The 23,329-nt window shown below is 71.1% G+C and carries 19 protein-coding genes; 11 read left to right on the forward strand and 8 right to left on the reverse strand.

Going from position 1 to position 23,329, the window contains the following annotated elements:
- The first annotated feature begins 107 nt into the window (after positions 1–107).
- The 9 genes from AB0903_RS08630 to AB0903_RS08670 all read left to right on the forward strand — a co-directional run bounded on the left by AB0903_RS08630 (position 108) and on the right by AB0903_RS08670 (position 12,937).
- Complete coding sequence (locus AB0903_RS08630) at positions 108–1,421, forward strand: acyltransferase (protein ID WP_366700370.1); 1,314 nt, start codon at positions 108–110, stop codon at positions 1,419–1,421.
- Positions 1,422–1,464: 43 nt separating this feature from the next.
- Positions 1,465–3,273, forward strand: coding sequence for an ABC-F family ATP-binding cassette domain-containing protein (locus AB0903_RS08635; RefSeq protein WP_366700372.1), 1,809 nt, complete (start codon positions 1,465–1,467; stop codon positions 3,271–3,273).
- 516 nt (positions 3,274–3,789) lie between these two features.
- The gene (locus AB0903_RS08640; RefSeq protein ID WP_366700374.1) at positions 3,790–5,646 is read left to right on the forward strand and encodes a PQQ-binding-like beta-propeller repeat protein; all 1,857 of its coding nucleotides are present in this window, start codon (positions 3,790–3,792) and stop codon (positions 5,644–5,646) included.
- 55 nt (positions 5,647–5,701) lie between these two features.
- Positions 5,702–7,585, forward strand: coding sequence for a PQQ-binding-like beta-propeller repeat protein (locus tag AB0903_RS08645; protein WP_366700376.1), 1,884 nt, complete (start codon positions 5,702–5,704; stop codon positions 7,583–7,585).
- A 399-nt stretch (positions 7,586–7,984) separates the two neighbouring features.
- Positions 7,985–8,674 carry a LuxR C-terminal-related transcriptional regulator gene (locus AB0903_RS08650; protein WP_366700378.1) on the forward strand — a complete coding sequence of 230 codons (690 nt, stop codon included), beginning with the start codon at positions 7,985–7,987 and terminating at the stop codon, positions 8,672–8,674.
- Between the two features lie 95 nt (positions 8,675–8,769).
- Positions 8,770–9,810 carry a galactose-1-phosphate uridylyltransferase gene (gene galT, locus AB0903_RS08655; protein ID WP_366700380.1) on the forward strand — a complete coding sequence of 347 codons (1,041 nt, stop codon included), beginning with the start codon at positions 8,770–8,772 and terminating at the stop codon, positions 9,808–9,810.
- Positions 9,811–10,779: a UDP-glucose 4-epimerase GalE gene (gene galE / locus AB0903_RS08660; protein ID WP_366700382.1), complete on the forward strand. Its 969-nt coding sequence runs from the start codon at positions 9,811–9,813 to the stop codon at positions 10,777–10,779.
- Positions 10,776–11,888 (forward strand): galactokinase, encoded by a 1,113-nt coding sequence (galK, locus tag AB0903_RS08665; protein ID WP_366700384.1) that lies wholly within the window; start codon positions 10,776–10,778, stop codon positions 11,886–11,888. Before galE ends, galK begins: the two co-directional genes overlap by 4 nt.
- A gap of 266 nt (positions 11,889–12,154) precedes the next feature.
- Complete coding sequence (locus AB0903_RS08670) at positions 12,155–12,937, forward strand: response regulator transcription factor (protein ID WP_366700386.1); 783 nt, start codon at positions 12,155–12,157, stop codon at positions 12,935–12,937.
- On the opposite strand, the gene AB0903_RS08675 is transcribed toward AB0903_RS08670, so the two are convergent.
- Positions 12,896–13,393 (reverse strand): MarR family transcriptional regulator, encoded by a 498-nt coding sequence (locus AB0903_RS08675; protein WP_366700388.1) that lies wholly within the window; start codon positions 13,391–13,393, stop codon positions 12,896–12,898. The genes AB0903_RS08670 and AB0903_RS08675 overlap by 42 nt on opposite strands.
- A 134-nt stretch (positions 13,394–13,527) precedes the next feature.
- Between AB0903_RS08675 and AB0903_RS08680 the strand changes: the two genes are divergently transcribed.
- The gene (locus AB0903_RS08680; RefSeq protein WP_366700390.1) at positions 13,528–14,349 is read left to right on the forward strand and encodes a trans-aconitate 2-methyltransferase; all 822 of its coding nucleotides are present in this window, start codon (positions 13,528–13,530) and stop codon (positions 14,347–14,349) included.
- A 157-nt stretch (positions 14,350–14,506) separates the two neighbouring features.
- Here AB0903_RS08680 and AB0903_RS08685 read toward each other — a convergent pair whose 3' ends face one another.
- Positions 14,507–15,196: a TetR/AcrR family transcriptional regulator gene (locus tag AB0903_RS08685; RefSeq protein WP_366700392.1), complete on the reverse strand. Its 690-nt coding sequence runs from the start codon at positions 15,194–15,196 to the stop codon at positions 14,507–14,509.
- A complete protein-coding gene (locus AB0903_RS08690) occupies positions 15,193–16,203 on the reverse strand; it encodes a fatty acid desaturase (protein WP_366700394.1) in 1,011 nt (336 codons plus the stop codon). The genes AB0903_RS08685 and AB0903_RS08690 overlap by 4 nt, the downstream gene beginning before the upstream one ends.
- Before the next feature lie 213 nt (positions 16,204–16,416).
- Here AB0903_RS08690 and ppc point away from each other — a divergent pair, with 213 nt between their 5' ends.
- Positions 16,417–19,146 (forward strand): phosphoenolpyruvate carboxylase, encoded by a 2,730-nt coding sequence (gene ppc / locus AB0903_RS08695; RefSeq protein ID WP_366700396.1) that lies wholly within the window; start codon positions 16,417–16,419, stop codon positions 19,144–19,146.
- 69 nt (positions 19,147–19,215) lie between these two features.
- Here ppc and AB0903_RS08700 read toward each other — a convergent pair whose 3' ends face one another.
- The 5 genes from AB0903_RS08700 to AB0903_RS08720 form a co-directional block, all read right to left on the reverse strand.
- Positions 19,216–20,013 carry an LPXTG cell wall anchor domain-containing protein gene (locus AB0903_RS08700; protein WP_366700397.1) on the reverse strand — a complete coding sequence of 266 codons (798 nt, stop codon included), beginning with the start codon at positions 20,011–20,013 and terminating at the stop codon, positions 19,216–19,218.
- Between the two features lie 178 nt (positions 20,014–20,191).
- Complete coding sequence (locus tag AB0903_RS08705; protein ID WP_366700399.1) at positions 20,192–20,662, reverse strand: hypothetical protein; 471 nt, start codon at positions 20,660–20,662, stop codon at positions 20,192–20,194.
- Positions 20,663–20,762: 100 nt separating this feature from the next.
- Positions 20,763–21,356 (reverse strand): aminoacyl-tRNA hydrolase, encoded by a 594-nt coding sequence (pth, locus tag AB0903_RS08710; RefSeq protein WP_366700401.1) that lies wholly within the window; start codon positions 21,354–21,356, stop codon positions 20,763–20,765.
- An 88-nt stretch (positions 21,357–21,444) separates the two neighbouring features.
- A complete protein-coding gene (locus AB0903_RS08715; protein WP_366700403.1) occupies positions 21,445–22,038 on the reverse strand; it encodes a 50S ribosomal protein L25/general stress protein Ctc in 594 nt (197 codons plus the stop codon).
- Between the two features lie 286 nt (positions 22,039–22,324).
- Positions 22,325–23,302 carry a ribose-phosphate diphosphokinase gene (locus AB0903_RS08720; RefSeq protein WP_366700405.1) on the reverse strand — a complete coding sequence of 326 codons (978 nt, stop codon included), beginning with the start codon at positions 23,300–23,302 and terminating at the stop codon, positions 22,325–22,327.
- Between the last annotated feature and the right edge of the window lie 27 nt (positions 23,303–23,329).

Here is a 23,329-nt window from a genome sequence, read left to right on the forward strand (position 1 = left end):
CGCAGGGGAACAAGCCCGCCGCAGGCGCCACCCGGTCGCGTACTCAGGCGCAGACCTGAGTACGAGCGCTCTCGCGCGCCCGCCCCGCGGCCCGGCACCGTACCCCCATGGGAACAAGCGCTCGTGAGCTCGCCGCCGCAACACCGGACACCCGCGACCGGTACGTCGACTTGCTGCGGGTCGCGTCGCTCGGGGCCGTCGTCGGCGGGCACTGGCTGATGGCCGCCGTCACCGGCGACGGCGTGGGGAACCTGCTCGCCGTCGTGCCGGAGCTGCAACCGCTCACCTGGGTTCTGCAGGTCATGCCCGTCTTCTTCTTCGTCGGCGGGTTCTCGCACGCCCTCTCCTACCGGTCGCTGCGCCGGCTGCACCCGGACCGGAGCGTGTACTCCGTCTTTCTGCGCGGCCGGTTGCAGCGGCTGCTGCGGCCCACGATGGCGTTCGTCCTCGTCTGGGGCGCCGCCGCGCTCGTCGTGCAGCTGCTGGGTGGCGGCGGCGGGATGACCGGTGTCGCGCTGCGGCTCGTGGCGCAGCCGCTGTGGTTCATCGGGATCTATCTCGCGATGGTCGCGTTCACCCCGCCGCTGCTCAGGCTGCACGAGCGCTTCGGGTGGGGCGCCTTCGGCGGGCTCGTCGCGGCGGCCGCCGCCGTGGACGTGCTGAGGTTCGCCGCCGGTGTCCCCTTCGTCGAGTTCCTGAACTTCGCCTTCGTCTGGCTCGCCGTCCACCAGCTGGGCTTCCTCCGTGCCGACGGGCGCATCACGATGCCCTCCGCCCTCGCGGCGGCCGGGCTCGCCGGGGCCGCCGTGCTGGTCGCCTTCGGGCCGTATCCGCTCTCCATGGTCGGGATGCCCGGGGAGAAGGTCTCGAACATGGCGCCGCCGACCCTCGCCCTGCTGTTCCACGGCCTGTGGCTGGTCGGCGCGGTGGAACTGCTGAAGGGCCCGGGCACGCGGTTCGTGCGGCGGGCCCGGGTCTGGCGGGGTGTCGTGGTCGCCAACGGCATAGCCATGACCGCGTTCTTGTGGCACCTCACCGCGATGCTGGGCGTCTACGGGGTGATGCTCGCCGCCGGCCTCGCGCTGCCGGAGCCGGCGACGGCCGCCTGGTGGACGCAGGTGCCGCTGCGCGTCGCCGCGGCGGCCGGGGCGACCGCGCTGCTCGTCGCCGCGTTCAGGCGGTTCGAACGCCCCGCCCGGCGGGCCGCCGCCCCGGTCCCCGGTACCGGGCCGGTCGCCGCCGCGGGGATCGCGCTCTGTCTGTTCGGCGTCCTCGGTCTGTCCATGGTGGGCTTCGGCGGGCTGCTCGAAGGCAGGACGGCGGTGCTGGTCGCGGTGCACGTCAGCGCGCCCGCCGCCGTGGCCATGGCGTTCGGCGGCTGGCTGCTGGTGGAACGCGCCGGACGGGGCAGCCGTACCTGACAAGTAGGCTGGGAGGTCGATCGTTCCCCCTGTCAGGAGAGAAATGGCCGTCAACCTGGTCAATGTCGAGGCAGTCAGCAAGGTGTACGGAACACGCGCCCTGCTCGACGGAGTCTCCCTCGGCGTCTCGGAGGGCGACCGTATCGGCGTCGTCGGCCGCAACGGCGACGGGAAGACCACCCTCGTCCGGCTGCTCGCCAAGCTGGAGGAGCCCGACACCGGGCGGGTCACCCAGAGCGGCGGGCTGCGGCTCGGTGTGCTCACGCAGCACGACTCGCTGGACCCGGAGGCGACGATCCGGCACGAGGTCATCGGCGACCTCGCGGACCACGAGTGGGCGGGCAACGCCGAGATCCGCGACGTGCTGACGGGGCTGTTCGACGGGCTGGACCTGTCCGGCTTCCCGCAGGGGCTCGACACCGTCATCGGGCCGCTGTCCGGCGGCGAGCGCCGCCGTATCGCGCTGGCCAAGCTGCTGATCGCCGAGCAGGACCTGATCGTCCTCGACGAGCCGACCAACCACCTCGACGTGGAGGGCATCGCCTGGCTGGCGAAGCACCTCCGTTCGCGGCGCTCCGCCCTCGTCTGCGTCACCCACGACCGCTGGTTTCTCGACCAGGTCTGCACCCGGATGTGGGACGTGCAGCGCGGCGACGTGTACGAGTACGAGGGCGGCTACTCCGACTACGTCTTCGCCCGGGCCGAGCGCGAGCGCATCGCCGCGACCGAGGAGAGCAAGCGGCAGAACCTGATGCGCAAGGAGCTGGCCTGGCTGCGGCGCGGCGCCCCCGCCCGTACGTCCAAGCCCCGCTACCGCATCGAGGCGGCGAACGAGCTGATCGCCGACGTGCCGCCGCCGCGCGACACGTCCGAGCTGATGAAGTTCGCCTCGGCGCGTCTCGGCAAGACGGTCTTCGACCTGGAGGACGTGACGGTCCAGGCCGGGCCCAAGGTGCTGTTGAAGCATCTGACCTGGCAGGTCGGCCCCGGTGACCGCATCGGTCTGGTCGGTGTCAACGGCGCGGGCAAGACGTCGCTGCTGCGTACGCTCGCCGCCGCCGCCTTCTCCCAGGGCGAGGAGCAGCCGGTGGCGGGACGGGTCGTCGTCGGCAGGACCGTACGGCTCGCGTACCTGTCGCAGGACGTCACCGAACTGCCGCCCGCGATGCGGGTGCTGGAGGCGGTCCAGCAGATCCGCGACCGGGTCGATCTCGGCAAGGGCCGGGAGATGACCGCGGGCCAGCTGTGCGAGCAGTTCGGCTTCGGCAAGGAGAAGCAGTGGACACCGGTGGGCGACCTGTCCGGTGGTGAGCGGCGCCGGCTGCAACTGCTGCGCCTGCTGATGGACGAGCCGAACGTGCTGTTCCTCGACGAGCCCACCAACGACCTCGACATCGAGACGCTGACGCAGCTGGAGGACGTCCTCGACGGCTGGCCGGGCTCGCTGGTGGTCATCTCGCACGACCGGTTCTTCCTGGAGCGGACCACGGACCGCACGTTCGCACTGCTGGGCGACGGCACGCTGCGGATGCTGCCGCGCGGTATCGACGAGTACCTCGAGCGCAGGGCCAGGCTCGTCGAAGCCGCCGTACCGGCGACCCCGCCGCCCGCCCCGGCCGGGGCGGGCAAGGAGAAGTCGGCGGCCGACTCGCGGGCGGCGAAGAAGGAACTGCAGCGGGTCGAGCGGCAGCTCGACAAGGTCTCCGACAAGGAGACCAGGCTGCACGCGCAAATCGCCGAAAACGCAACGGACTTCGAGAAGGTGGCCAAACTGGACGCCGAGCTCCGCGAACTGGTCGGCGAGCGCGAGGAGTTGGAGATGCGCTGGCTGGAACTGGCGGAGGACGCCTGACCGGTGCCTCCGGCCGAGCCGTAGAGAAGCCGTGCAGAGCGCGTAACAACCCCATCACGGGCCGGTCCTCCCTTGGGAACAGGGGCGGACCGAGCCCGCTGGGCGTTCGTCACGGGTGATACAAAGAAGGCCCGCTCGACTGACGTACAACAACGGGGTTCATGTCCGATTCACTTCTTCCGGTCGATGCGCTTGCCGGAGGAGCGGGGGAGTTCGTCCGGGCAGCCGTACGAAGGGGGAAGCGCAGATGGGGCAGCCGCCGTCCGTTCCGCCACGGCCGAAGCGCCAGTGGCAGGGACTTCCGCAGCCGCCCGCGTATCCGCACGCCGTCCGGCGGGGGTACCCGCAGCCGCACGCCGTCCCGCAGCCGCCCGCGTATCCGCACGCCGTCCGGCGGGGGTACCCGCAGCCGCCGTGCCCGCCGCGGAACCGGACGTCCGGCGGATGAACGCGGTCCGGGGCATCCGGACACCCCAAGACTCCCACTCGCATCTCCCACCCATGAGGTAGTACGCCATGACGCAGCCGCCGAACCAGCCCCCGCAGGGAGGCTTCGGAGCCCCACAGGATCCTCAGCAGGGGACTCCGCAGCAGCCCCAGCAGCCCGCCCAGCCGCCGCAGATGCCGCCCGCCCCGCAGGGCCCGCCGCAGACGCCGCCGCCGGAGGCACCCCCCGGCGCCCCAGCACCCGGCTACGGGGACCCCCAGCAGCCTCCGGCCCCCGGCTACGGCTACCCGCAGCAGCCTCCGGCCCAGCCCGGTTACGGCTATCCCCAGCAGCCTCCGGGCCAGCCGGGCCCGTACAGCCAGGCGCCCGGGCCGTACAGCCAGCCGGCCGGCCCGTACAACCAGCCCGGCCCCTATGGGGGTTACCCGGCGCAGCCGCAGTATCCGGGCGCGCCGGCCCCCGGGGGCGGTGGCGCGGGCGGTTTCTTCAAGGGCAGGACGGGGATCGTCGTGGCGGCGTCGGCCGCGGCGCTGCTCGTCGTCGGCGGCGGCACCTGGTACGCACTGAGCGGCGACGACAAGAAGGACGACAAGCCGAGCGTCAGCAAGTCCAGCGACGACCCGAAGCCCACCGGCTCCGCCTCCGTCGACCAGGGCGACGGCGAGGGCACCGGCCGCGAGGGCGACGACGACCTCAACGCCGGGCGCAAGGACGGCGAGGCCAAGGTCCTCTTCCTGACGAAGAACGACACCGACCTGCCCCGCGGCGGCGCCGACGTCTTCGGCCCGTGGGTGACCGGCGACACGGTCGTCAAGGCCATGTACCGGGAAGTGGCCGGCTACTCGGTGGCCGACGGCAGCAAGAAGTGGAGTGTTTCGCTCCCTGCGGAGGTGTGCTCGGCGACGGTGCAGTCCTCCGCCGACGGCAAGATCGTCGTCGGTGTGATGGACGGTCTCACCGACAAGGCCAAGTGCAACGACCTTCAGATGATCGACACGAAGGCGGGCAAGGCGGGCTGGAAGAAGCCGATCCCCAAGCCTTCCGGCCTCTTCGCCTCGCTCGCCGACTACACCCTGTCCATCTCCGGCAAGACCCTCGCGGTGGGCGGCGGCAGCAACTCGTACGGCTTCGACCTGGCCAGTGGCAAGCAGCTCTTCGGCAAGCCCACGAGCGGCTGCAAGCCGTACGCGTTCGCCGGGGGACCCAAGCTGATCGCCGGTGCCCGCTGCGACTCCGACCCGGACAAGCCCAAGCACCAGATCCAGCAGATCGACCCGTCCACCGGCAAGCCCCAGTGGACGTACAGCACGCCGGAGGGCTGGGAGGTCAGCAAGGTCTACTCGGTCAGCCCGCTGGTCGTCTCCATCACCCAGCGCAAGCCGGAGAAGAAGTGGTCGATCATCGCGCTGACCGACAACGGCAAGCTGCGTTCGCAGATCTCGGGCGGCAAGAACGACAAGTTCCAGCCGCGCTGCGGCGGGGCCTTCGTGGTCTTCGGGTCGAACCTCGAGGGCTGCACGGGTGTCGCCGCCGACGCGAAGCACTTCTACATGGCCACGGAGACCGAGTACGGCAAGGCCAACGAGCTCGTCGCCTTCGACCTCGACTCCGGCAAGGAGGCATGGCGCGCGCCCGCGGGTGGTGAGCGCAAGATGACCCCGCTGCGCATGGAGGGCGGCAAGGTCCTCGTCTACATGCAGCCGTCGTACGACACGGGCGGCGGTGTGGCCGTCGTCGAACCGACCGGCGGGGCGCCGAAGACGCTGCTCCAGCACCCGGCCTCGACCGCGCAGATCGAGAACTCCTTCTACTCGCCGCAGATGGCGTTCGCCGAGGGGCGGTTCTTCATCGCCAGCGGTCGCGTGAGCGCCGCCAACGACAAGGAGGAGAAGGAGAAGAAGACCATGATGGGCTTCGGTCAGTGACCGCCTCCTTCGCCTCCGCAGGACCCGCCTTCCGCTCTCCAGGGGTAACCACGCCATGACGCAGCCGCCGCCACCACCGAACCAACCTCCCGGCCCGCCGCCCAATCAGCCGCCGAACCAATCTCCCGGCCCGCCGCCGAACCAGCCGCCGGGGCAGCCGCAGGATCAGCCTCCGGGCGGCTTCGGGCTCTCGAAGGAGCAGCCGCAGCAGCCGCAGCAGCCGGCCGGCGGGTACGGCACTCCGCCGCCACCGCAGAGCCGGCCCCCGGGCTACCCCCAGACGCCCCCGCAGGACCCGCCGCCGGCCGAGCCCGGCTACGGCTACCCGCAGACGCACCCGCAGGCCCCGCCTGCGGGTGCGCCCTACGGATACCCGCAGCAGGGCGCACCCGGCCAGCCGGCCTACGGTGCGCCGACCCGGCCGATGCAGGCGCAGCCGGCCCGTCCGGAGGGCGGCGGCGGGTTCCTGAACAAGACGCAGCTGCAGATCGTCGTCGCCGCGTGCCTCGCCATCGTCCTGATCATCGGCGGGGGCTTCTGGTACTCCACGACCAAGGACGACGGCGGCAAGCAGGACCAGGCCAAGAACAGCTCGGACGGCACGGGCGGCGAGGACGGCGACAAGGACGGCAAGGGCGAGGAGCAGGCCGCCCCCGACGGCCCGGGCACGGAGAAGGCCCCGGCCGACCCCGCCTCCAAGGTCTCCTTCCAGCTGCCGCTCCCGCCGCGCCTCGACGTGACCGGCGTGCCCGGCTCCTGGGTCACCGACAAGGCGTACGTCAAGACGGGTGTGAACTCGATCGACGCGTACGACGTCGCCAAGGGTTCGAAGCTCTGGAGCCTGCCGATGCCCGGTCAGGTCTGTGCCGCCTCGCGACAGGTGACGGACGACGACAAGACGGCGGTCGTCTTCGAGGAGAAGAAGCGGACCAAGAGCGACAAGGGCTATCCGCGGTGCTCCGAGGTCGGTGTCGTCGACCTGACCACCGGCAAGCTGCTGTGGAGCAAGTCCGTCACCGGCGGCTCGAGCGGTGACGGCAAGGCCCGCTTCGACCAGGTCACCATCAGCGGCAACACGGTGGCCGCGGGCTACCTCGGCGGCAGCGCCGCCTTCGACCTGGCCAACGGCGCCGTCCGCTGGAAGCCCACCGTCGACGCCGAGCAGTGCAAGGACATCGGCTACGGCGGCGGCAAGGCGCTCATCGCGGTGCGCCAATGCGGTTCGTACAACGACCCGCAGGTCGTCATCCAGGCGCTCAGCCCCGAGGACGGCACCCCGCTTTCCTCGTACAAGATGCCCGCGGGCGTCAAGGACGCACGGGTCGTCTCCTCCGATCCGCTGGTCGTCGCGGCCGACGTCGGTGACACGGGGATGTTCGGCATCTCGGACTTCTTCTCGATCGACGGCAAGACCGGGAAGCTGCGGGCCAGGATCGCCGCGCCGGGCGACAAGTACCTCGCGAGGTGCCCGGCCAGCGACGGTGTCGAGGGGTGCCAGTTCGTGGTCGTCGGCAACGACCGGCTCTACCTGCCGACGGAGGAGCACGAGGGGACGGGTGAGTCGTACTCGCGGACCAACGAGATCGTCGCCTTCGACCTCGCCACCGGAAAGGCGGTCAGCGGCCGTGCGGACGCCGGGGAGGGCTACCACTCGCTGCCGCTGCGCATGGACGGCGGCAACGTGATCGCCTACAAGTGGCCCCCGTACGACAAGGGTGGCCAGGTCGTCAGCATCAACGGCACCACGCTCAAGGAGACCGTCCTGCTGGTGAATCCGGCCGACAAGACGGTGCGGGACGCGGAGACGAGCTTCGTCGAGACCGGCTCCGAGTACCGCTTCAGGAACGGGCGCCTGTTCATCGCGGACGACACCCTGAGCGATCCCAGCGGCAGCAGCTCGTCGAAGTACCTGGCGATCTCCTTCGGCCCCAAGGGCTGAGAGCCCGCCGGCAGCACACACCGCACCGCGGCCCGGTCCATCGCTTCGGCGAGGGGCCGGGCCGTTTCCGTGCCCCGTGCCGGGCCGTTGCCGTGCCCCCGTGCCGGTGTCGTGTCCCCGTCCCCGTCCCCGTCCCCGTGCCGGGGCCGGTGTCGTTCTCCGTGCCAGGCCGATGTCGTGTCCCCGTCCCCGTGCCGCGTCGTGGTCGCTCGCCCCCTCGCCGTACAGCACGTTCGCCCCATGAGTACAGCAAGTGAACCTGTTTGGTGAGGAATTCGGCATTCTGGGGGGCTTCTGCGGAGATAGGGGCGCGCACCGTCGAACAAGCGTGTAACTTGCCGGGACTGACGGTAGCGGGGAGGGCCGGGGGGCCGGGTCCAGCGGGACGGGGATGGGTCAATGGGCGTGCGGCTCATGGTGGTCGACGACCACAGACTGCTCGCGGAGGCGCTCGCCTCCGCGCTGAAACTGCGCGGGCACCGGGTGCTCGCGGCGGCGGCGCCCGCGGCCGGAGCGGCCGAGCTGGTGATCGCCAGAGCGCCCGAGGTGTGCCTGCTGGGCACGGCGGCGCCCGCGGAGCCGGGTGTGTTCGACCCGGTCGTACGGATCAAGCGGGAGCGGCCGCAGGTGGCGGTGGTGGTGCTCGGCCCGGTGCCGAGTCCCCGCGGGATAGCCGCGGCGTTCGCCGCCGGCGCGTCCGGCTATGTGCGGCACGACGAGCGCATCGAAGGGGTCGAGCGGGCGCTGGTGAAGGCGCGGGCGGGCGAGGCGGCTGTGGCGCCGCAGCTGTTGCAGGGCGCGTTCGCGGAGCTGCTCAACCCGGCCGCCCAGCCGGACGACGAGGGTCGGCGGCTGCTGCGCCTGCTGACGCCGCGCGAGGTCGAGGTGCTGGTGCGGGTCGCGGAGGGCGAGGACACCCGGCTGATCGCCGTGGGTATGGGGATCGCGCCGAGCACCGCCCGTACGCATGTACAGCGCGTGCTGATGAAGCTGGGAGTGGGCTCCCGGCTGGAGGCGGCGGCGCTTGCCGCCCGGACCGGTCTGCTGGACCGGGCGGCGTACCGGACGCGGCGGGCCGGTCCGGCGTAGCGGCGGTTCCGCGGCTCTCACATTGACTCGGGCTGTTGAGTTATGCTTTCTTGTGTTCGATTCTGTTGGATTGGGAGTGGTTGAGGGAGCTCCGTGTGAAGAAGACGTCGATCAGCCTCGCCGACGGCCGTGAGCTGATCTACTACGACTCGCGTGACGACGCCGTGCGTGCCACGGTGGACCGCCGCCCCCTCGACACCGTCGCCACCACCGCCGAGATCAGGCGTGACCCGCTGCTCGGCGACTCCGTCGCGATCGCCTCGCACCGCCAGGCCCGCACCTACCACCCGCCGGCCGACGAGTGCCCCCTCTGCCCCTCGCGCGACGGCCGTCTCAGCGAAGTCCCGGCCGCCGACTACGATGTCGCCGTCTTCGAGAACCGCTTCCCCTCCCTCGCCGGCGACGCGGGCCGCTGCGAGGTCGTCTGCTTCACCTCCGGCCACGACGCGTCCTTCGCCGACCTCACCGAGGAGCAGGCCGGTCTGGTCCTCGACGCGTGGACGGACCGCACGGCGGACCTCGCCGAACTGCCCCAGGTCGAGCAGGTCTTCTGCTTCGAGAACCGCGGCGCGGAGATAGGCGTCACCCTCGGCCACCCGCACGGGCAGATCTACGGCTACCCGTTCGTGACCCCGCGCACCGAGCTGATGCTCCGCTCCCTCGCCTCCCACCACGAGCAGACCGGCCGCAACCTCTTCGACGACGTCGTCGCCCGCGAGCGCGAGGACGGCGTGCGGGTGGTCCTGGAGGGCGAGCACTGGATCGCCTTCGTGCCGTACGCGGCGCACTGGCCGTACGAGGTGCACCTCCACCCCCGGCGGCGGGTCGCGGACCTGAGGGCGCTCGACGACGCGGCGCGCGCGGAGTTCCCGCGGGTCTATCTGGAGCTGCTCCGGCGCTTCGACCGGATCTTCGGCCCCGGCGAACCGCCCACGCCCTACATCGCCGCCTGGCACCAGGCGCCGTTCCGCGCCGAGGGCAGGGACGCCTTCGGCCTCCATCTCGAGCTTTTCACCATCCGCCGCACTTCCGGCAAGCTGAAGTTCCTCGCGGGTTCCGAATCCGGTATGAGCGTGTTCATCAACGACGTGCCGCCGGAGGCCGCGGCGCGGCGACTGCGAGAGGTAGCGAGCTAAGTGAGCGACAAGTACCTGGTCACCGGCGGTGCGGGATATGTCGGCAGTGTGGTGGCGCAGCATCTGCTGGAGGCCGGACACCGGGTGACCGTCCTGGACGACCTCTCCACCGGTTTCCGCGAAGGAGTCCCGGCGGGCGCCGAGTTCGTCGAGGGCCGTGTCCAGGACGCCGCCGAGTGGCTGGACGCCTCGTACGACGGGGTGCTGCACTTCGCGGCCTTCTCGCAGGTCGGCGAGTCGGTCGCGAAGCCGGAGAAGTACTGGGCGAACAACGTCGGCGGCACCATGGAGCTGCTCGCCGCCATGCGCTCCGCCGGTGTGCGCACGCTGGTCTTCTCCTCCACCGCGGCCACTTACGGCGAGCCCGTCTCCACCCCCATCACGGAGTTGGACCCCACCGCGCCCACCAGCCCCTACGGCGCCTCCAAGCTCGCCGTCGACCACATGATCTCCGGCGAGGCGGCGGCCCACGGGCTCGCGGCGGTCTCCCTGCGCTACTTCAACGTCGCGGGCGCCTACGGCGAATGCGGCGAGCGCCACGACCCCGAGTCGCACCTCATTCCCCTGGTCCTCCAGGTCGCTCTCGGCCGGCGCGAGTCGATCTCCGTCTACGGCGACGACTACCCGACGCCGGACGGCACCTGCGTGCGCGACTACATCCACGTCGCCGACCTGGCGGAGGCCCATCTCCTCGCGCTGGAGGCGGCGACCGCGGGGGAGCACCTGATCTGCAACCTCGGCAACGGCAACGGCTTCTCGGTGCGCGAGGTCGTCCAGACGGTCCGTGAGGTCACCGGCCACCCGGTGCCCGAGGTGGTCGCGGAACGCCGGGGCGGCGACCCCGCCGTACTGGTCGCCTCCGCGGCCACGGCCCGGGAGCGCCTGGGCTGGAAGCCGAGCCGCGCCGACCTGGCCGGCATCGTGTCGGACGCCTGGGCATTCGCCCGCAGGAGGGAGAACGGTTCATGAGCTTCACGGGCGAGGGTGTGTGGGCGGCACCCGGCAGGGTGAATCTGATCGGTGAACACACCGACTACAACGACGGTTTCGTGATGCCCTTCGCGCTGCCGCACACCACGGTGGCGACCGTCGCCCGGCGCGACGACGGCGTCCTGCGGCTGTCCTCCGCGGACATGGACGGCGACCCGGTCGAACTGCGCGTCGACGATCTCGCCCCCGGTGGCCCCGGCGGCTGGACCGACTACCCGGCGGGCGTGGTCTGGGCGCTGCGCGACGCGGGCCACGCGGTCGGCGGCGCGGACATCCACTACGAGTCGACCGTGCCCACCGGCGCCGGCCTCTCCTCGTCCGCGGCGATCGAGGTCGTCACCGCCCTCGCCTTCAACGACCTGTACGGACTGGGGCTGGAGCGGTGGCGTACGGCCCGCCTGTGCCAGCGGGCGGAGAACGTCTACGTCGGCGCCCCGACCGGGATCATGGACCAGACGGCCGCCGCCTGCTGCACCGAAGGCCACGCCCTGCACCTGGACACCCGTGACCTCTCCCAGCGGCAGATCCCCTTCGACCTGGCCGCCCACGGCCTCGAACTCCTCGTCGTCGACACCCGCGTCAAGCACGCCCACAGCGACGGCGAGTACGGCAAGCGGCGCGCGGGCTGCGAGGCGGGTGCGGCGGTGCTCGGCGTGGACGCGCTGCGGGACGTGCCGTACGACGCGCTGGACGAGGCCCTCGCCCGGATCGACGACCCCGGGGTGCGGCCCCTGGTGCGGCACATCGTGACGGAGAACCACCGGGTCGAGCGGGTGATCGACCATCTGGAGGCGGGCGAGGTCCGGGCGATCGGCCCCGTACTGACCGAGGGGCACGCCTCCCTGCGGGACGACTTCGCGATCTCCTGCCCGGAGCTGGACCTCGTCGTCGACACGGCGCTGGCGGCCGGCGCGCTGGGGGCGCGGATGACGGGCGGCGGCTTCGGCGGCTCGGCGATCGTGCTGACGGAGACGTCCGCGTCGCCGACCGTGACCAAGTCGGTCACGGCGGCGTTCGAGGCGTCCTCGTTCCGGGCGCCGCGCGTCTTCACCGCGACCCCCTCCCAGGGGGCGCGCCGCCTGTCCTGAGACGCCGCTCACGCCCCGGCAGGCACAGGGGCCACACCGTGAACACGTCGGCCGATCAGTTCTGCAAATCGCCTTCCGACGCCGCCCCGCGTCCGTACGCTGAACCTCGGCACCGGTGGGGGCCGGTGTTGATCAGGGGGCGAAACAGCCGGGTACGGCGCCCGGGGCGGGGGTATCAGTCACAGCACGGCGGCGGCCGGTGCTGGATCCTCCGTCTCCCGGGCGGCGTGCCCGTGCCGGTCTGCCTCCGAGACTGGGGGTGCTTTGTGGTCCGTATCCGGGTCCTGGTCGTCGACGACCACCGGATCTTCGCCGAATCGCTCGCCGCGGCCCTCACGGCGGAGCCCGATGTCGAGGTCGCCGCGGCCGGCAGCGGCCCTGCCGCGCTGCGCTGCCTCGAGCGTGCCGCGGCAGAGGGCCGCAGATTCGACGTGATGCTCGTCGACGCCGACCTGGGGGCCGCCGCCGCGGTGCCCGCGCCCGCGTCCTTCGCGGTCGCCCGCGCGGTGGCCGACGGCGTGGCGGACGGCGTGGTCGACGGCATCTCGCTGGTCGCGGGCGTCCGCTCGGTGCAGCCCGCGGTGCGCTCGGTGGTGCTCGCCCAGAAGGACGACGCCCACCGGGCGGCTCTCGCGCTGCAGGCCGGTGCCTGCGGCTGGGTGGCCAAGGACTGCTCGCTGCAGCGCCTGCTCGCGGTGGTGCGCGGGGTGCTGCGCGACGAGACGCATCTGGCGCCGGCCCTGCTCACCGGCGTGTTGCGGGAGATGACGACGGCCCGCAAGCACCGCACGGAGAGCGAGCGGCTGGTGGAGTCGCTGACGCCGCGTGAGCAGGAGGTGCTGCGCTGCATGGTCGCGGGCCTGGGGCGCAAAGCCGTCGCCGAGCGCCTCTTCCTGTCCCCGCACACCGTTCGGACCCATATGCAGAACGTGCTGGGGAAGCTGGGCGTCCATTCCACCCTCGCCGCCGTCGCCCTGGCCCGCCGGGCGGGTGTGGGGCCCGCCGATCTAACCGGGGATGTTGTCGAACGGGGCGGTCAGCCGGCGTAGCAGCGCGGCCAGCTCCGCGCGCTGGGCGCGGGACAGCTCGGAGAGGATCGCGCGCTCCTGCGCGAGCAGCCCGGCCAGCGCCTGGTCCGCCCGGTCGCGGCCCTCGGGGGTCAGCCGGACCAGGACCCCGCGCCGGTCACTGGGGTCGGGCAGCCGCTCCACCAGGTTCTTCTTGGCCAGGCGGTCGATGCGGTTGGTCATCGTGCCGGAAGTGACCAGCGTCTGGGTGAGGAGCTGGCCGGGGGAGAGCTGGTACGGCGCCCCGGCGCGGCGCAGCGAGGTGAGCACGTCGAACTCCCACGGCTCGAGCTGGTGCTCGGAGAAGGCGATGCGGCGGGCACGGTCGAGATGGCGGGCGAGCCTGGAGACGCGGCTGAGCACCTCGAGCGGTTCCACGTCGAGGTCCGGGCGCTCACGGCGCCATGCTCCGACCAGTCGATCGACCTCGTCCTCCATGTCGATCAGTGTAGAGGGTCTGTCGATGTGAAGTCTCTTGACGTCAAGATATAGTCTGCTGGACTATTGGGCATGGTCGGCCCGGAGCACCGTTCCGTTTCGGCCAATGACGTTCCTGCGAGGGGGACTTGACCATGCACACCGCGCCCACCTGGGACCCAGAGCAGTACCTCCGCCATGCCGGGCACCGCGCCCGTCCCTTCCTCGACATGCTCGCCCGTATACCCACGCTGCCCTCGGGCAGTCGCCCCGCCCGGATCGCCGACCTCGGCTGCGGCCCCGGGAATGTCACCGCTCTGCTCGCCGACCGCTGGCCCGACGCCCACATCACCGGCTTCGACCTCTCACCGGAGATGCTCGCCCAGGCCGAGAAGGACCACGCCGGAACCACCGCGGGCGGTGGCCTGCTCGACTTCCGGCCCGCCGACGCGGCGCACTGGACACCGGACGAGCCGTACGACCTCATCGTGTCCAACGCCGCCCTGCAATGGGTGCCGAACCACCCCGAGTCCTTCGCCGTCTGGATCGACGGACTCGTCCCCGGCGGCACCCTCGCCTTCCAGGTCCCGGGCAACTTCACCTCGCCCAGCCACGCCCTCCTCGGCGAGCTGTGCGAGACCCCCCGGTGGCGCGGCCGCCTCGGCGACCACGGCCGGCGCTACGTCCACATACTGGAGCCCGCCGACTACCTCGTCCGCCTCGCCGACCTCGGCTGCGACGCCGACGCCTGGGAGACCACCTATCTCCAGCTGCTCGGCGGCGAGGACCCGGTACTGGAATGGGTCAAGGGCACTGCCCTGCGGCCCGTGCTCACCGAGCTCGCCGACGACCCGGCGGCCGGGGCGGAGTTTCTCGGCCAGTACCGGGACCTGCTCCGCAAGGCGTATCCGCCCGGCCCGCACGGCACGGTGTTCCCCTTCCGGCGGATCTTCGCCGTCGCCCGCAAGGTGTCGTGACGGCGTACCGGTGGTGCCGCGCGGTGACGGCGTACCGGTGGTGCCGCACGGTGACGCCGCACCGGTGGTGCCGCACGGTGACGGCGTACCGGTGGCGACGGAAGGGCGCCCCGCGGCCCGCGGGGCGCCCTTGCGTGTCCGGGTACCGGCAGGAGCGCTAGTTCTTGCGGTGCCCTATGAGCCGCGGCTTCTGCTCCAGGCCGTCGAGCCCGTGCCAGGCCAGATTCACCAGATGGGCCGCCACCTCCGCCTTCGGGGGGCGGCGCGCGTCCAGCCACCACTGGCCCGTCAGGGCCACCATGCCGACCAGCGCCTGCGCGTACAGCGGGGCGAGCCCCGGATCGAAGCCCCGGTTCTTGAACTCCATGCCCAGGATGTCCTCGACCTGGGTGGCGATGTCACTGATCAGGGACGCGAACGTGCCCGTCGACTGGGCGACCGGCGAATCGCGCACCAGGATGCGGAAACCGTCCGTGTCCGTCTCGATGTAGTCCAGCAGGGCGAACGCCGCCTGCTCCAGCAGCTCCCGTGGATGCCCGGCGGTCAGCGCCCCCGTCACCATGTCGAGGAGTTGGCGCATCTCGCGGTCCACGACGACGGCGTAGAGCCCCTCCTTGCCGCCGAAGTGCTCGTACACGACAGGCTTGGAGACCCCCGCCTTGGCCGCGATCTCCTCGACGGAGGTGCCCTCGAAGCCCTTCTCCGCGAACAGCGCACGGCCGATGTCCAACAGCTGCTCGCGACGCTCGGCGCCGGTCATGCGGACGCGGCGTACCCGCCTGCTGCCGGGCGTCCCGGTCTTGTCCGGCCTGCCGATACTTCCGTCACTCGCCACGATGTCAATCATGCCGCCTTCGCGGCATCACTCTCGCCGCGGCTTTCACCGGCCTCGGAGCCGGTGCGCCGTGCGTCGATACGGGACCGCTGCGGCCAGCGCACGTCGTACGCCCAGCCGGCCATCTCGAACCAGCGGATCAGCCGCGCGCTGGAGTCGAGCTGCCCGCGCAGCACACCGTGCCGGGCGCTCGTCGGGTCGGCGTGGTGCAGGTTGTGCCACGACTCGCCGCACGACAGCACCGCCAGCCACCACACGTTCCCCGAGCGGTCGCGCGACTTGAAGGGGCGCTTGCCCACGGCGTGGCAGATCGAGTTGATCGACCAGGTCACATGGTGCAGCAGCGCCACGCGGACCAGCGAGCCCCAGAAGAACGCCGTGAACGCGCCCCACCACGACATGGTCACCAGGCCGCCGACCAGCGGCGGGATCGCCAGCGAGAGCGCCGTCCAGTAGATGAAGTCCCGCGAGATCCGGTGGAGCGCCGGGTCCTTGATCAGATCCGGCGCGTACTTGTGCTGCGGCGTCCGCTCCTCGTCGAACATCCATCCGATGTGCGCCCACCACAGGCCCTTCATCAGTGCCGGCACCGTCTCGCCGAACCGCCACGGCGAGTGCGGGTCGCCCTCCGCGTCGGAGTACTTGTGGTGCTTGCGATGGTCGGCCACCCAGCGCACCAGCGGCCCCTCGACCGCGAGGGAGCCCATGATCGCCAGTGCGATGCGCAGCGGCCGCTTGGCCTTGAAGGAACCGTGCGTGAAGTAGCGGTGGAAACCGATCGTGATGCCGTGGCAGCCGATGTAGTACATCGCCACGAGCAGTCCGAGGTCGAGCCAGCTCACCCCCCATCCCCAGGCCAGCGGCACGGCCGCGAGAAGGGCCAGGAACGGGACCGTGATGAACAGCAGCAGGGCGATCTGCTCGATCGACCGCTTGCGGTCACCACTTCTGGTCGCGTAGGGGGTGGCCGGATCAGGGCTCTTCGGGGCATCGTCCAGCAGATCGGGGCTTGTGGTCATGTGGGTTCCCTGGGGTCGGGAGAAGGGGACGGGCGCCCGGCTACGGTTCCGTAACCTACGGCGACGTAAGTATGACAGCGCCGAGCGGCACGGCAAGAGACCTGCGGACAACGCCGTGGAAACGGACACCTATCCTGGGTGCGTCGGACAGCGCGGTCCGCAAGCCTCCAGTACCCCTCCAGACGTGCTCAAACACTGCAAGGAGCCGCACCTGTGAGCAGTGCCGACCAGACACCCACCGCCAGTGCAGAACTGCGCGCCGACATCCGCCGACTGGGCGATCTTCTGGGCGAGACCCTCGTCCGCCAGGAGGGCCCCGAACTCCTCGACCTCGTCGAGCGGGTCCGGGCGCTGACACGCACGGACGGTGAGGCCGCAGCAGAGCTGCTGGGCGACACCGACCTGGAGACCGCGGCCAAGCTGGTCCGCGCCTTCTCCACCTACTTCCACCTCGCCAACGTCACCGAGCAGGTGCACCGCGGCCACGAGATGCGCGAGAGGCGGGCCGCCGAGGGCGGCCTGCTGGCCCGTACCGCCGACCGGCTCAAGGACGCGGACCCGCAGCACCTGCGCGAGACCGTGAAGAACCTGAACGTACGGCCCGTTTTCACCGCCCACCCCACGGAGGCGGCCCGCCGCTCCGTGCTCAACAAGCTGCGCCGCATCGCCGAGCTGCTGGAGAACCCGGGCATCGCGGCCGACCGGCGCCGCCACGACCTGCGGCTCGCCGAGCACATCGACCTCATCTGGCAGACCGACGAACTGCGCGTCGTCCGCCCGGAGCCCGCCGACGAGGCCCGCAACGCCATCTACTACCTCGACGAGCTGCACGCCGGCGCCGTCGGCGACGTCCTGGAGGACCTCGCCGCCGAACTCGAGCGCGTCGGCGTCGAGCTTCCCCCGGGCACCAGGCCGCTCACCTTCGGCACCTGGATCGGCGGCGACCGGGACGGCAACCCGAACGTCACCCCGGCCGTCACCTGGGACGTGCTGATCCTCCAGCACGAGCACGGCATCACCGACGCCATCGAGGTCATCGACTACCTCCGCGGCCTGCTGTCGAACTCCATCCGCTACGCCGGAGCCACCGAGCAACTGCTCGCCTCCCTCCAGACCGACCTGGAGCGGCTGCCCGAGATCAGCCCCCGCTACAAGCGCCTCAACGCCGAGGAGCCCTACCGGCTCAAGGCCACCTGCATCCGCCAGAAGCTGGTCAACACCCGCGAACGCCTCGCCAAGGGCACCCCGCACGAGGAAGGCCGCGACTACCTCGGCACCGCCGAGCTCATCGCCGACCTCACCGTCATCCAGACCTCGCTGCGCGAACACCGCGGCGGCCTGTTCGCCGACGGCCGGATGGACCGGGTCATCCGCACCCTGTCCGCGTTCGGGCTCCAGCTCGCCACCATGGACGTACGCGAGCACGCCGACGCCCACCACCACGCCCTGGGCCAGCTCTTCGACAGGCTCGGCGAGGAGTCCTGGCGGTACGCCGACATGCCGCGCGAGTACCGGCAGAAGCTGCTCGCCAAGGAGCTCCGCTCCCGCCGCCCGCTCGCCCCGACCCCGGCCCCGCTGGACGCCGCCGGTGAGAAGACCCTCGGGGTCTTCCACACCGTCAAGGAAGCCTTCGAAAGGTTCGGGCCCGAGGTCATCGAGTCGTACATCATCTCGATGTGCCAGGGCGCCGACGACGTCTTCGCCGCCGCGGTCCTCGCCCGCGAGGCCGGACTGGTCGACCTGCACGCCGGCTGGGCCAAGATCGGCATCGTGCCGCTGCTGGAGACCACCGACGAGCTCAGGGCCGCCGACGTCATCCTCGACGACATGCTCGCCGACCCCTCCTACCGCCGGCTCGTCTCGCTCCGCGGTGACGTCCAGGAGGTCATGCTCGGCTACTCCGACTCCTCCAAGTTCGGCGGCATCACCACCAGCCAGTGGGAGATCCACCGCGCCCAGCGCAGACTGCGGGACGTCGCCCACCGCTACGGGGTCCGTCTGAGGCTCTTCCACGGCCGCGGCGGAACCGTCGGCCGGGGCGGCGGCCCCTCGCACGACGCGATCCTCGCCCAGCCCTGGGGGACCCTCGAGGGCGAGATCAAGGTCACCGAGCAGGGCGAGGTCATCTCCGACAAGTATCTGATCCCGTCCCTGGCCAGGGAGAACCTCGAGCTGACGGTCGCCGCCACGCTCCAGGCATCCGCCCTGCACACCGCGCCGCGCCAGTCCGACGAGTCGCTCGCGCGCTGGGACGCGGCCATGGACACCGTCTCCGACGCCGCCCACGCCGCCTACCGCAGGCTCGTCGAGGACCCGGACCTGCCCGCGTACTTCTTCGCCGCCACCCCCGTCGACCAGCTCGCCGAGCTCCACCTCGGCTCGCGGCCCTCCCGCCGCCCCGACTCCGGTGCGGGCCTCGACGGGCTGCGGGCCATCCCGTGGGTCTTCGGGTGGACGCAGTCACGTCAGATCGTGCCCGGCTGGTTCGGTGTCGGCTCCGGTCTCAAGGCACTGCGCGAAGCGGGGCTCGACACCGTCCTGACCGAGATGCACGAGCGGTGGCACTTCTTCCGCAACTTCCTGGACAACGTCGAGATGACGCTGGCCAAGACGGACCTGCGGATCGCCCGGCACTACGTCGACACCCTCGTGCCCGACCACCTGAAGCACGTCTTCGAGACGATCGAGGCCGAGCACGCCCTCACCGTCAGCGAGGTGCTGAAGGTGACCGGCAACGACGAACTGCTCGGCTCCAACCCGGTGCTGCAGCAGACGTTCGCCATCCGCGACGCCTACCTGGACCCGATCTCCTACCTCCAGGTCGCACTGCTCAAGCGCCAGCGCGACACGGCCGCACGCGGCGAGGAGCCGGACCCCCTGCTGTCCCGCGCCCTGCTGCTCACCGTCAACGGAGTCGCCGCCGGTCTGCGCAACACCGGCTGACACCCACGGCGACACGGCGGTGCCCCCCACCCGGACTGAAGGTGGGGGGCACCGCCGTTCATCGGTACGTCAGTGCTGACGGGCCGTACGGCGCCGCGCCAGCAGGTAGCCGCCACCGGCGACGAGCGCGGCAGCGACCGCGGCGAGCACGCCGACCGGCGCGCCGTTGCCGGTCTCCGCCAGGTCGCCGGAGGCGCCTGCCGCGGGGCTCTCGGAAGCCGCCGGCTCCGTGGCGTCGCCCGACTCCGCCGGGGTGGACGGCGTGCTGCCGTCGTCCTCACCGGGCTTCTCGTCCGGCTTGTCGTCGTCCTCACCGGGCTTCTCGTCCGGCTTGTCGCCGGGCTGCTCGTCCGGCTGCTCGTCCGGCTTCTCGTCCGGCTTGTCACCAGGCTTCTCGCCCGGCTTCTCGCCCGGCTTGTCGCCGGGGTTTTCCGGTGTGCCCTCGCCGGCCGGGCAGGTGTGCGAGAGGTTGAACTTGTTCTTCGGGACGCTGCCCTCGATCTCGGCGGTGACGGAGGTGAGCGTCGCCCCCGGCTCCGAGGCCACGTAGGCGTGCATGTCGGAAGGCGGGCCGAAGGAGGTGAGTACCTGCGTGCCACCGGGCTCGAAGGTCGCCGTCAGCTTGACGAAGTGCGCCTTGTTGCCGGGCAGTACGAAGTGCCAGCCGTCCTTGTCCGCCGGGATGTCGGCGCAGTTGCCGAACCCCTGCTGCGGGGCGCCCTTGTCCATCGCGGTACGCGGCAGCTCCTGACGGAGCACAGGGCTGGAGGTGCCGTCAGTGGCGAACGCGGGAGCGGCACTCGCGGCGAGCAGCAGAGAAGCCACGGCGGGCGCGGCGACGGCCCAACGGTTCCTGGAAATGGGCATGTGTGACCTCGGGGACGGAGGAGCAAGAGGAAGCCGTGGGAGGTGGCGGCTCAGCATCTTGCGAACTCACGGCCCGGTCAAGCTCTCTTCCTCCCCATCTGCACCGAGGGGCACTCTTCGTCCCTATAGTTCTGATAACGATCAGGTCAATCCGCCATCGCCACCAGGCCCCGGCTGCTCACAGCACAAGGAACGACGCCAGCAGCAGCGCCCCGCCCGCGCCTGCCGCACCCCAGGCGGCCCGCGTAAGCCGCAGCCCGCCGCCGAGCACCGGGGCCGCCAGCAGCAGCGCCCCGCCCAGCGGCACCCAGGCGTACAGCCCGCCCGCCGGCCCCGTACGTACGGCCTCGGCGGTACCCGGCTTGAGCACGACGTCCAGCGTCGCGCCCTTCTTCACCGCGACCGACTCCCGGATCGTCACCTTCGCGCGGTCGGGTGCCGGCGCCCGCGGTGTGTACGCGCCGGTGCAGACGTCGTCCGCGCAGCGGGAGACGGCGAGCGTGCCGTGCTCCCGGCCTTTGGAGAGCAGAATGTGCTGCGCGGTGCTCCACGACGACCAGAAGCCCGCGACCAGCAGCAGAAGAGCGACGAGCGCCATCGCCGCGTTGCGCGCGAGGACGAGTATCCGGCCGGAGGAGTTCCGTTTCATGGCCCGCGATCCTTGGCCATAGGGCTACGCGCGGTCAACTCCGATCGGCTTGAGGAGACCGGAGTCTCAGGGCCCGCCCACCCCGCCGACCCCGCACACCTCAGGAGTTGTACGTCCCCTGCGCCCGCTCCAGACCGTCGATCACCAGAGCCTCCACCGCGTCCGCCGCCCGGTCCACGAAGTAGTCCAGCTCCTTGCGCTCCGCTGACGAGAAGTCCTTCAGCACGAAGTCCGCGACCTGCATCCGCCCCGGCGGCCGACCGATACCGAACCGCACCCGGTGGTAGTCCGGACCCATCGCCTTCGTCATCGACTTCAGACCGTTGTGCCCGTTGTCTCCGCCGCCCAGCTTCAGCCGCAGCACCCCGTAGTCGATGTCCAACTCGTCATGGACGGCGACGATGTTCTCCGTCGGCACCTTGTAGAAATCCCGCAGCGCCGTCACGGGACCACCCGACAGATTCATGTACGACATCGGCTTCACGAGTACCACCCGCCGGCTCGACGGCCCCGGAGAACCGATCCGGCCCTCCAGCACCTGCGCCTGCGCCTTCTGCGCACGCTTGAACGAACCGCCGATCCGCTCCGCCAGCAGGTCGGCCACCATGAAACCGACATTGTGGCGGTTGGCCGCGTACCCCGGCCCCGGATTGCCGAGCCCCGCGACCAGCCAAGGGGCATTCACGTCCGACATCTGCGCCGCGTCTCCTCGTCACCGGCCCGAACAGAAAGACGGGGTGGCGGGCCGCAGCCCGCCACCCCGGTCACACAGAGCTTACGGCTCAGACCTGTGCGGCCTCGGAGCCCTCGCCCTCGCTCTCGGCGGCCGGCTCCTCCGCCTGCGAGGACAGCACCTGCAGGACGACCGCGTCGTCCTCGACGGCCAGCGTGGTGCCTTCCGGCAGGGTGATGTCCTTCGCGAGGACCGCGTCACCGGCCGACAGGCCCTCGATGGAGACCGAGACGGACTCGGGGATGTGGGTGGCCTCGGCCTCGACCGGCAGGGCGTTCATCACGTGCTCGAGCAGGAACCCACCCGGGGCGAGGTCGCCCTCGGTGTGCACCGGGATCTCGACGTTGACCTTCTCGCCGCTCTGCACGACCAGCAGGTCGACGTGCTCCAGGAAGCCCTTCAGCGGGTCGCGCTGCACGGCCTTCGGGATGGCCAGCGACTTCGTGCCCTCGAGCTCCAGGGCGATCAGGACGTTCGGCGTACGCAGGGCGAGCAGCAGCTCGTGGCCCGGCAGCGTCAGGTGGACCGGGTCGTCACCGTGACCGTACAGAACGGCGGGGACCTTGCTGGCGCGGCGGATACGGCGGGCGGCGCCCTTGCCGAACTCGGAACGGCGCTCGGCGGCGAGCTTCACCTCGGACATGTGCACTCCTCGTATGGAACAGAAAACCGGTGGCGGTCACCCGGCCACGACAGCCTGCTACGAAGAGCGCGTCGATAACGGACCGCCGCAACCTCACCGGGTGCGGCCTCCCTCGCCGAGCAACTTCCACAGTGTACCCAGCGCGCCCCGCCGCCCCAAATGGATCACCCGGCGCCAGGGCGGGGCTCAAGGCACCCCCGAGCCCGCGGCCGGACACAAGACCGGAGACAAGCCGGACACAAGAAAGGGCCGCCCCGCGCGACGCGGGGCGGCCCTGTCCGGAACGTTACGCCTGCTCCTCGAAGAGGCTCGTCACCGAACCGTCCTCGAACACCTCACGCACCGCACGGGCGATCGTCGGCGCGATCGACAGCACCTTGATCTTGTCGAGCTCCAGCTCACCCGGCGTCGGCAGCGTGTTCGTCAGCACGAACTCGCTCACCTTCGAATTCTTCAGCCGGTCCGCGGCCGGACCCGACAGGATGCCGTGCGTCGCCGTCACGATCACATCCTCCGCACCGTGCGCGAACAGCGCGTCCGCCGCGGCGCAGATCGTGCCACCCGTGTCGATCATGTCGTCGACCAGGACACACACCCGGCCCTCGACCTCACCGACGACCTCGTGCACCGTCACCTGGTTGGCGACGTCCTTGTCACGGCGCTTGTGCACGATCGCCAGCGGCGCGTCCAGCCGGTCGCACCAGCGGTCCGCCACCCGCACACGCCCGGCGTCCGGGGAGACGATCGTCAGCTTGTCGCGGTCCACCTTGGCGCCCACGTAGTCGGCCAGCACCGGCAGCGCCGACAGATGATCCACCGGGCCGTCGAAGAAGCCCTGGATCTGATCCGTGTGCAGGTCGACGGTGAGGATGCGGTGCGCACCCGCCGTCTTCAGCATGTCCGCGATCAGACGGGCCGAGATCGGCTCACGGCCGCGGTGCTTCTTGTCCTGACGGGCGTAGCCGTACGACGGGATGATCACGGTGATGCTCCGCGCGGAAGCCCGCTTCAGCGCGTCGATCATGATCAGCTGCTCCATGATCCACTTGTTGATCGGAGCCGTGTGGCTCTGCATCAAGAAGCAGTCCGCGCCCCGCGCGGACTCCTGGAACCGGACGTAGATCTCGCCGTTGGCGAAGTCGAAAGCCTTCGTCGGGACGAGGTTGACACCCAACCGGTGCGCAACCTCCTCGGCCAGCTCGGGGTGGGCGCGGCCGGAGAAGAGCATCAGCTTCTTCTCGCCGGTCGTCTTGATCCCGGTCACAGCACTGTCTCCTCAGACGTGTTCTCT

The organism is Streptomyces sp. NPDC048389, assembly GCF_040706335.1.
In the GTDB taxonomy this organism is placed as follows: Bacteria; Actinomycetota; Actinomycetes; order Streptomycetales; family Streptomycetaceae; genus Streptomyces.